The sequence below is a fragment of the Arthrobacter sp. 10T425 genome (assembly GCF_056393985.1).
The window spans coordinates 134,629-144,035 of record NZ_JBFTGZ010000012.1; the positions used below are offsets into that span (position 1 = coordinate 134,629).

General features: G+C 68.0%; 10 protein-coding genes. 7 read left to right on the top strand and 3 right to left on the bottom strand.

The window, feature by feature from the left end; translation table 11 throughout:
- Positions 1–61 precede the first annotated feature (61 nt).
- The 3 genes from infB to trxA all read left to right on the top strand — a co-directional run bounded on the left by infB (position 62) and on the right by trxA (position 4,422).
- Complete coding sequence (infB, locus tag AC1DDH_RS14965) at positions 62–2,974, top strand: translation initiation factor IF-2 (protein WP_223914021.1); 2,913 nt, start codon at positions 62–64, stop codon at positions 2,972–2,974.
- A gap of 291 nt (positions 2,975–3,265) precedes the next feature.
- Positions 3,266–3,775 carry a 30S ribosome-binding factor RbfA gene (rbfA, locus tag AC1DDH_RS14970; RefSeq protein WP_018774499.1) on the top strand — a complete coding sequence of 170 codons (510 nt, stop codon included), beginning with the start codon at positions 3,266–3,268 and terminating at the stop codon, positions 3,773–3,775.
- A gap of 218 nt (positions 3,776–3,993) precedes the next feature.
- Positions 3,994–4,422 (top strand): thioredoxin, encoded by a 429-nt coding sequence (gene trxA / locus AC1DDH_RS14975; RefSeq protein WP_476859210.1) that lies wholly within the window; start codon positions 3,994–3,996, stop codon positions 4,420–4,422.
- On the opposite strand, the gene AC1DDH_RS14980 is transcribed toward trxA, so the two are convergent.
- Positions 4,419–4,628, bottom strand: a complete 210-nt coding sequence (locus AC1DDH_RS14980; RefSeq protein WP_028278246.1) for a hypothetical protein — start codon at positions 4,626–4,628, stop codon at positions 4,419–4,421. The two genes, trxA and AC1DDH_RS14980, sit on opposite strands and share 4 nt — an antisense overlap.
- Before the next feature lie 88 nt (positions 4,629–4,716).
- Complete coding sequence (locus tag AC1DDH_RS14985) at positions 4,717–5,931, bottom strand: pyridoxal phosphate-dependent aminotransferase (RefSeq protein WP_476955725.1); 1,215 nt, start codon at positions 5,929–5,931, stop codon at positions 4,717–4,719.
- A gap of 84 nt (positions 5,932–6,015) precedes the next feature.
- Between AC1DDH_RS14985 and truB the strand changes: the two genes are divergently transcribed.
- From truB to AC1DDH_RS15000, 3 genes are read left to right on the top strand one after another with little or no spacing between them, the layout of a single operon-like run.
- Entirely contained in the window at positions 6,016–7,014 is a 999-nt protein-coding gene (gene truB / locus AC1DDH_RS14990) for a tRNA pseudouridine(55) synthase TruB (protein WP_476955726.1), read from the top strand.
- Positions 7,014–7,367: a hypothetical protein gene (locus AC1DDH_RS14995; protein ID WP_230012044.1), complete on the top strand. Its 354-nt coding sequence runs from the start codon at positions 7,014–7,016 to the stop codon at positions 7,365–7,367. The genes truB and AC1DDH_RS14995 overlap by 1 nt, the downstream gene beginning before the upstream one ends.
- A gap of 1 nt (position 7,368) precedes the next feature.
- A complete protein-coding gene (locus AC1DDH_RS15000; protein WP_476849432.1) occupies positions 7,369–7,893 on the top strand; it encodes a hypothetical protein in 525 nt (174 codons plus the stop codon).
- Positions 7,894–7,903: 10 nt separating this feature from the next.
- On the opposite strand, the gene AC1DDH_RS15005 is transcribed toward AC1DDH_RS15000, so the two are convergent.
- Positions 7,904–8,458 carry an NUDIX domain-containing protein gene (locus AC1DDH_RS15005; RefSeq protein WP_476856443.1) on the bottom strand — a complete coding sequence of 185 codons (555 nt, stop codon included), beginning with the start codon at positions 8,456–8,458 and terminating at the stop codon, positions 7,904–7,906.
- A 186-nt stretch (positions 8,459–8,644) separates the two neighbouring features.
- On the opposite strand from AC1DDH_RS15005, the gene AC1DDH_RS15010 reads away from it, so the two are divergent.
- A partial coding sequence (locus tag AC1DDH_RS15010; RefSeq protein WP_476955727.1) for a DUF222 domain-containing protein occupies positions 8,645–9,407 on the top strand: 763 nt, incomplete at its 3' end.

Below are 9,407 nucleotides of genomic sequence, written 5' to 3' on the forward strand. Positions count from 1 at the left end.
GGCCCGCAGTAAGAAGTAGACGGTTCGTGCCTGGCTCGGTGCGGACCGAGACAGGAGAAATGTGGCCAAGGTCCGCGTACATGAGCTTGCTAAAGAGCTCGGTATTACTTCCAAAGATGCAGTAACCAAACTGCAGGAACTGGGCGAATTCGTTCGCTCCGCCTCGTCAACAATCGAGGCTCCCGTTGTGCGGAAACTGCGCAACGCTTACCCCGACGCCCCCGCAGCTTCGAAGTCCGAAGCTCCGGCGTCCGCCCCCCAGGCATCTGCCAGCCCGGCAGCGACCCGTCCGGCGCCTGCACCCGGCCCCGCTGCGCCCGCAGCGCCGGCGGCTGCAGCACCCAAGGCTGAAGCTCCGGCTCCGGCCGCTGCGGCACCTGCCGCCGCGCCCGCCGCTCCGGCAGCCCCCGCCGCCCAGGCTCCGGCAGCCCCCGCTGCCCAGGCCCCGGCCGCTCCGTCGACGGGCGTCAAGCCCGGCGCGCGTCCGGCCCCTAAGGCCGAAACCCCGGCTGCTCCGGCACGCCAGGGTGGTTCTGCACCGCGTCCGGGCGGTCCCCGTCCCGGCAACAACCCGTTCGCCACGTCCCAGGGCATGCCCCGCGGCCGCGGCGGCGACAACGAACGTCCCTCGCGTCCGGGCAACAACCCGTTCGCTCCTTCCCAGGGAATGCCCCGTCCGGGCGGAAGCCGCACCGAGGGTGAACGCCCCGGTGGTCCGCGCCCCGCAGCAGGCGCTGGCGGCCCCCGTCCGGGTGGTCCCCGTCCGGCAGCAGGCGCAGGCGGCCCCCGCCCCGGCGCCCCGCGTCCGGCCGGCGCTCCCGGCGCCGGTCGTCCGGCAGGAGCCGGCGGCAACCGCCCGACTCCCGGCATGATGCCTAACCGCACCGAACGTCCCGCACCCGCTGGTGCCGGCCGTCCCGGCGGCGGAGGCCGTGGTCCGGGCCGTCCGGGTGGCGCTCCGGGTACCGGTGCTCCCGGTGCCGGTGGCGGCGCTCCGGCCGGTGGTGGCTTTGGTAAGGGCGGTCGCGGTCGCGGCGGCACCCAGGGCGCCTTCGGTAAGGGCGGCGCAGGCCGTGGCAAGCAGCGCAAGTCGAAGCGTGCCAAGCGTCAGGAACTGGAGCAGATGAGTGCTCCGTCGCTGGGTGGCGTGAGCGTACCCCGCGGCGACGGCAACACCGTAGTCCGGCTTCGCCGTGGCTCGTCCATCACGGACTTTGCCGACAAGATCGAGGCAAACCCGGCAGCACTGGTGACGGTCCTCTTCCACCTCGGCGAAATGGCCACGGCCACGCAGTCGCTGGATGAAGAGACCTTCGCCCTGCTCGGCGAGGAGCTTGGCTACAAGCTCCAGGTTGTGTCCCCGGAGGACGAGGAGCGCGAGCTGCTCTCCACCTTCGACATCGACTTCGACGCCGAACTGGAAGCCGAAGGCGATGAAGACCTCGAGGCACGTCCTCCGGTTGTCACCGTCATGGGTCACGTTGACCACGGTAAGACCCGACTGCTCGATGCCATCCGCAAGTCCGACGTTATGGCGGGCGAGCACGGCGGTATCACGCAGCACATCGGTGCCTACCAGGTCACCCACGCCCACGAAGGCATCGATCGCAAGATCACCTTCATCGATACTCCGGGCCACGAGGCGTTCACCGCCATGCGTGCCCGTGGTGCGAAGGTCACCGACATCGCCATCCTGGTGGTCGCAGCGGACGACGGCGTCATGCCGCAGACCGTTGAAGCCCTCAACCACGCCCAGGCGGCCAACGTGCCGATCGTCGTGGCCGTGAACAAGATCGACAAGGAAGGCGCCAACCCGGACAAGGTCCGCGGCCAGCTGACCGAGTACGGCCTGGTTCCGGAAGAATACGGTGGCGACACCATGTTCGTGGAGGTCTCCGCCCGCCAGAACCTGAACATCGACGAGCTCCTCGGCGCCGTTCTGCTCACCGCAGACGCTGCCCTGGACATGCGCGCCAACCCGAACAAGGACGCCCGCGGTATCGCGATTGAAGCCAACCTGGACAAGGGCCGCGGTTCCGTGGCCACCGTCCTGGTTCAGTCCGGTACCCTGCACGTCGGCGACACCATCGTGGCAGGCACGGCCCACGGCCGCGTCCGTGCGATGTTCGACGACGACGGCAGCGCCCTGACCGAGGCCGGCCCGTCCCGCCCCGTGCAGGTGCTGGGTCTGTCCAACGTCCCGCGCGCCGGTGACACCTTCTTCGTGACCGCTGACGAGCGTACCGCCCGCCAGATCGCCGAGAAGCGTGAAGCTGCCGACCGCAACGCCGCCCTGGCCAAGCGCCGCAAGCGCATCAGCCTGGAAGACTTCGACCAGGCCGTCGCCGATGGCAAGATCGACACCCTCAACCTCATCCTCAAGGGTGACGTGTCCGGTGCCGTGGAAGCCCTCGAAGACGCGCTGCTCAAGATCGACGTCGGCGAGGGTGTCCAGCTCCGCGTCATCCACCGCGGTGTCGGTGCGATCACGCAGAACGACGTCAACCTGGCAACGGTCGACAGCGCCGTCATCATCGGCTTCAACGTCAAGCCCGCCGAGCGTGTTGCCGAACTGGCAGACCGCGAAGGCGTGGACATGCGCTTCTACTCCGTCATCTACGCAGCAATCGATGACATCGAGGCAGCCCTCAAGGGCATGCTCAAGCCGGAGTACGAAGAGGTCCAGCTTGGCACCGCCGAGGTCCGCGAAGTGTTCCGTTCCTCCAAGTTCGGCAACATTGCAGGCTCGATCGTCCGCTCCGGTGTTATCCGGCGCAACGCCAAGGCCCGCATCAGCCGCGACGGCAAGATCATCGGTGACAACCTCACCGTTGAGACGCTCAAGCGCTTCAAGGACGACGCAACCGAGGTCCGCACGGACTTCGAGTGTGGTATCGGTCTTGGCTCGTTCAACGACATCACCGAAGGTGACATCATCGAGACCTTCGAGATGCGCGAGAAGCCGCGCGTCTAGGTTGGTTTAGCAGTACAGGTGCGGGGCCGTTGGATTTTCCGGCGGCCCTGCACTTTTCCGCCGTAGAGGGGCCCCGCCCCTACGCTGGGTGGCCGACGTCTTACGACGTCGGCCACCCAGCTCCGGCAGGCCCGATGCCACTCCCGGGCCCCCTCCACGGCTCCAAAGGGCCGCCGGAAGAATCCAACGGGAGTCCGTCGTAGACTCGCCTTAGGCGCGTGGCATGAAAACCCAACTGGTGTACGGCAGCCGTTACAGCGCCGTCGTACATCCAAATTTTTAGGAGTGGAAATGGCTGATCCCGCACGGGCTGCCAAGTTGGCGCAGCGGATCAAGGTTGTCGTTGCTGAGGCGCTGGGCCGGAGGGTGAAGGATCCCCGCCTGGAAGGCGTCACCGTGACCGACTCGCGGGTGACCAACGACCTGCAGCACGCAACTGTTTACTACACCGTGTTCGGTGACGAAGTGGCCCAGGCCGATGCCGCCAAGGGGCTGGAGAAGGCCAAGGGCGTGCTGCGGCAGGAAGTCGGGCGGAACATCACCGTGCGGCTGACTCCAACGCTCGAGTTCGTGGCTGACCAGATCCCCGTCAACGCCTCGAACCTTGAGGAGCTGCTCCGGGCGGCGAAGAAGCGCGACGCCGAGGTGGCCGCGCTTGCCGAAAGTGCCAAGCACGCCGGCGACGCCGATCCTTACAAGAGTGACACTCCGCAGGACGTGGAGCTCGACGAGGACGACTTTGACGAAGAGGACCTGGACCTCATCGACAACGACGCAATCGATGAGGACCGCAACAAGTAGGAATGCCTTCAACAGCAGGGGCCGGAACCGGTAACGGATCCGGCCCCTGCTGTCGTATCCGTTCGGAAAGATCCAGCTGCCGTTGCCGGTGACCCGGGATCCGGGTGAAAACCGCCTCGAGTCTGTCCGGGAGCGGCGTGGAGGTGGACGGCCGGGCCACGGTTGACGAATATAGAAGCATCAAGGACCGCAGTTATGCGCAAAGGTGGCGGAGTGCCGTGGAGTCCAGCCTGACCAAATGCCCGCACTGCGGGAAGACCAACCGGATTCCCGCGGCCGCTGCCGGGCACCCGCGCTGCGGCAACTGCGGCCGGGACCTTGCCTGGATCGTGCCGGCGTCCGACGCCGACTTCCCGGTTGTCGCGGAGCAATCCACCGTTCCGGTTCTCGTCGATTTCTGGGCGGCGTGGTGTGGGCCGTGCCGAATGGTCAGCCCGGTGCTGGACAAGCTGGCCGTGGAGCGGGCTGGAAAGTTCAAGCTGGTGAAGGTCGACGTCGACAGCTCCCCGGGATTGTCCCGGAGATTCGATATCCAGGCCATCCCGACGCTGCTCGTCATCAAGAACGGCGCGGTGGCAGCGCGCCAGGCCGGTGCGCCGCCGTCGGCCGCCCTTCGCAGCTGGCTCGACGCCGCACTGTCCGCCTAGCGGCGTCTTGAGCGTCCTCGGGCTCCCAGCCCGCCGCCCAGCACGGGAGATCCCATGCCCAGGAGGTAGCCGAAGTCGTACCAGTTCCCCGCGCGGGCGGAGTTATAGAACGGGAATTCACTCCAGAACCCGAATACATGGGCGATCAGGACGATCCATGCCGTCAGCCCATTCCAGAAACCCCACAGCAGGTCTTGCCACCACACGATGTACTCCCTCGGCTGGAAATCCACGGCGCCCTGTCGGGCCAGGTCCGACGCCAGGACAGTGGGCCAGCCTGGAAGCGCCGTGAGCTCAGGCTAGGGCGCCGGCCGGCCCGGCGATAGGGCCGGTGGACCTGTCGGTCCCCGCTGCCGGCTCGCGTGCAGGGATGCGCCCGAGGCCCTCCACCAGATCGGCCTGGCTGCCGCAGAGCGCGATCCGGATCCAGCCCTCGCCGATCGAGCCGAACGCCGTGCCGGGGGCGAAGGCCACCCCGGAGTCCGCCAGGAAGCGGCGCGTCCATGACCGGACATCCCCGCCACTGGCATGCGAGACGTCCGCCCACAAATAGAACGCGCCTTGGGCCGCGAGGTAGGGGATGCCGTGGGCGCGCAGCACCGCCGAGGCCGCGTCGCGGTTGGCCCGGTAGTGGGCATGGGCGTGGCTGACGTAGTCCTGCGGACCGGTCAGCGCTGCCAGCGCGGCGTACTGCGACGGCGAGGCCACGCACGACACGATCGACTCCATCACGTTGTTCATCTTCTGTTCCAGCCCCGGCGGGCAGATCAGCGCACCGATCCGCAGTCCCGTCAGCCCGTAGGTTTTGGAGAGCGTGAGCGAGGTGAAAACGCGTGCTTCGCCCGGGACGTCACTGTCGAAGCGGGCCGGGCTGACGTGCGGGACATCGTAGGTGAACGCCTCGTAGCATTCGTCGGAGATGACCCACAGATCGTGCCGCCTCGCCAGCTCCACGAGCCGGCGGGTCAGGTCCTCGCCCAGGACAGCGCCGAGCGGGTTGGACGGGGAATTCAGGATCAGCACCTTGGTTCGGGGCGTGATGAGCCCCTCGATGTCCTCGATCCGTGGCTGGAAATCGTGCTCCGGGTACAGCGGGTAGCGGACCGGAACGGCGTGCAGCAGGCTGCTCGTCATCGCGAAGGTGGGGTAGCCGGGATTGGGGATGAGGATCTCATCCCCGGGGGAGAGCAACAGGCTCATGGCGAAATGCAGGCCCTGCTGGGCGCCGTCGACCACGTACACGCGCTCCGCGCCGACCGGCGTCGCATTGTGTTCACGGAAGCGGGCGGCGAAGGCCTCCCGCAGCGCGGGGATCCCGGCGTTCGGTGTGTAGTTTGTCTCGTCCCGGTCCAGGCACGCCATGCCGGCCTCGAGGACATGGCGGGGGACTGCGAAGCCCGGCTCCCCGATACTCAGCACGATCGCACCGGGCGTTCGCCAGGCGGCTTCGGTGATCTCGCGGATCTGGTTGATCGGGACGTCGCGGACATGTGCGGCAAGCTCGGGCATGTCTGCCATCCTAACGCCCGGCGTCCGCGGTGGCGGCGGGACGGTGGGCGTCGGGGCAGGGCTGGCCCGCATATACTGGGAGGCGTGCTTTCTGGACTGGTGATAGTAGACAAGCCGCAAGGTTGGACCAGCCACGATGTGGTTGGACGGATGCGGCGGATTGCCGGTACCCGAAAGGTCGGCCACGCCGGGACACTGGATCCGATGGCCACCGGCGTTCTGGTGGTGGGCATCAACAAGGCCACCCGGCTGCTGACCTACATCGTGGGCACGTCCAAGACCTACACCGCCACCATCAGGCTCGGTGAATCCACCGTGACGGACGACGCCGAAGGCGAGGTCACCGCCACCCGCAGCGCCGCCGGGGTCACCTTAGACGCCGTCCGCGCCGGCGTCGCGGCACTGACCGGGGAAATCGAGCAGGTTCCCAGCAGCGTCAGCGCCATCAAGGTCAACGGCGAACGCGCCTACGCACGGGTCCGGTCCGGTGAAGAGGTCAAGCTCGCAGCCCGGCCGGTGACGATCCACCGCTTTGAGATCCACGAGACCCGTCCCGTCCACGACGGCGAGTCCCTCGACGTGGACGTCACCGTGGAGTGCTCCTCCGGTACCTACATCCGTGCCCTGGCCCGCGACCTCGGCGATGCTCTCGGCGTCGGCGGCCACCTGACTGCACTGCGGAGGACTCAAGTGGGTCCATACACCCTTGATCAGGCACATACGCTCGAACAATTGGCCGAGACGCTCGACGTACTGGAAATCTCGGACGCCGCCCGGGCGCTGATGCCGAACCGTGAACTCAGCGAGGCGGAAACCACCGAGATTTCCTTCGGCCGCAGGATCGGAGCCGGAGCAGCGGCAGGCACACCGGAGGCAGCGACCGCGGACAAACCGGCAGCGGCGTTCGCGCCGGACGGTTCGCTCGTGGCCCTCCTGGCCGATGCGGGAAGCTACGCCAAACCAGTGCTCGTCTTCGCGCCGGATAACGAAAAGCCCGGCAATGAAAAGCCCGGCAACGGCAAGCCGGCCACAGATAAGCAGGCAACAGATAAGCAGCCCACAGAAAAGCTGGCCGGCCAGTAGTGGACGCGTATTTCTACATCATTCTGGTGGTTGGCCTGCTCTCCAGCATCATCTGCGTCGTCGCGGGCCTCCTGAAGAAGGCGCCCAACGACACGACGATACTGTCGGTGGCCGCCGTCGAACTTGCCCTCCTGGTCTATCTGGGGGGTTCGATTGTCCGGGTGGCCAGCGGCGAGCGGATCGCGGGGGAGGCTTGGGAGTTCTGGGGCTATCTGGCGACGGCGCTGATCCTCCCGATTGGGGCCGTCTACTGGTCCATCCTGGAGCGGACCCGCTGGAGCAACTTTGTCCTGGCCGCCGTCGGCGTCACCGCCCTGGTGATGGCGGCGCGCATGAACCAGATCTGGTATTGAGATGGAAGAGGCAGAAAACGTGAGCGCAAACTCCCCGCACGACGGCACCGGAAACCCGGCGGCGCCGGCGTCCCGGACCACTGGGCCGGCGGACGCTGGATCCGCCGACACTGCGCCGGCGACGACCGATACCCGCAACACCGGGCCGGGACGGCTGCTGATTGCTGTCTATGCCATCTTCGCGATTTCGGCGACGGCCCGGGCCGGCTACCAGATTCTCACCAAGTTTTCCGAGGCGCCGCTGGCGTACCTGCTGTCCGCGTTCGCCGCCGCCGTCTACGTCGTGGCCACCGTGTCTCTGGCGAAGCCGGGGCGCACCGCGTTCAAGGTCTCGGTGGCGGCAGTCCTGGTGGAGCTTGTGGGCGTCCTGGTGGTGGGAGCACTCAGCGTGTTCGACTCGGTGAACTTCCCGCACGAGACAGTATGGTCCCTGTTTGGCCGCGGCTACGGATTCATCCCGCTCCTGCTGCCGATCCTGGGACTCATCTGGCTGTACCGCCGACGGCCCGCGCCCCGGGACCACTGACTCCGGATGGTTACAGGCGGCCGGCGATGCGCCGGGCCCCAGTGAGCCTGCTGCGCAGCCCCGGCCAGGCCGCGGCGAAGCCCGGGTGCAGTTCCTTGCCGCCGACGCCGTCAATCCCCACCCACTGCAGTTCGATACTTTCCGCATCACTGATCGCGGCCTCGAACGGCTGCAGGGCAACGGCCACCACGGTGGTGTAAGACCAGTAGCCGACGTCGAACACCGACGTAAACAGGACCTGGAGATTCCCCGGAGGCACGGCCGCTTCCTCGTGTGCTTCCCGCAGCGCGCCGTGGATGGCTTCCTCCCCTTGGTGCAGGGCGCCGCCGGGGAGCCCCCAGGTGCCGCCCTGATGGCTCCACAAGGCGCGGTGCTGGAGCAGGACCCCCTTGGCGGGGTCGTGGACCAGGAGCCCGGCGGAACCGAACCGACCCCAGAACCGCCCCCGGTCGCCATCGACCCAGGCATCGCCAGGATCGCGTGGGCCCAACGGGCGGCGCGGATCGCCCGGCAGCAGTGGTGCGAACGGTGATTCCCCGACTTGGGGAGCGGCTGTGCTGTCCATCCCTACAGCTTGCCACGCACCGGTCCGTAGGAGGGCGGGGGTCGTACGCAGTGTTACGTGCTCGGACGTGCCCTATGGGCTCCAGGTGCTCTGAAGTGCGCTGCCGGGAGTCACCCAATATGAGGTCGCGCGCCAGCAGGAATGGCTTCCGCTATGTCTGTCGTACCCCTCTGGCAGAGTTTAGTTATGGAAGCCATTGGAGAGTTCATCCCGGACCGGGCCCCGTGGGCCGGCCCGGCTGTGTCCTCCCGGCATCCCCGCCTGGCCGCCGTTCCCGGGGCGGCTGACGCAGCCGGCGGCGCTCTGGGCGCCGCGGGTGCGGCGGTGGACTCGGCGCTGGCGGCGCTGCGGGCTACGAGCCCGGCTGCGGATGTCGACGCCGCCTGGTTTGGCTTGCGGGAGGCCGCGGACTTTGCCGGCCACGTCGAGGACCTGTCCCGCACGGTCGAATACTTCCAGCTCGTTGCCGCGGCGGCGGTAGAGCGGACGCGCAAACAAGCCGCGTTCACCGCGCCGGCCGCACACGGCTGGGGTGAGGAAGCGGCCCAGGCGGGCTGGCTGACGGGCTGGAAACAGGAATCCGACGGCGGGACGGATGCAGGGGCCGGCGGGGGAGCTGATGCCCTGTCCGACGCCGGGGCTCACGGCGCACCTGTCGGCGGGACGCATGCCGGGGCCGGAACTGGCCCCCGGGGTGACTTTGCCGGGCAAATTGGGATGTCTGCTGCGGCGGATGACGGTTACCGGAACGCCACAGATTTTTTGCGGGCGCGGCTGCGGATCAGCGCCGCCGAGGCCAAGCGCCGGCTCTGCCTGGCCGACACGCTGCTGCCCCGGCAGGGACTCGCCGGCCGGCCCATCCCGCCCGTGCACCCGGAGCTCGGAGCCGCCGTCGCGGCCGGCGAGGTCGCCTCCCGGGCCGCGACCGTCATCACGCTCGCCCTGGACC

Coding starts and splice junctions, on each gene's coding strand:
- rbfA (WP_018774499.1), top strand. CDS start 3,266: ATGGCTGATCCCGCACGGGCTGCCAAGTTGGCGCAGCGGATCAAGGTT.
- AC1DDH_RS14985 (WP_476955725.1), bottom strand. CDS start 5,931: ATGCCCGAGCTTGCCGCACATGTCCGCGACGTCCCGATCAACCAGATC.
- AC1DDH_RS15000 (WP_476849432.1), top strand. CDS start 7,369: ATGGAAGAGGCAGAAAACGTGAGCGCAAACTCCCCGCACGACGGCACC.
- AC1DDH_RS15005 (WP_476856443.1), bottom strand. CDS start 8,458: ATGGACAGCACAGCCGCTCCCCAAGTCGGGGAATCACCGTTCGCACCA.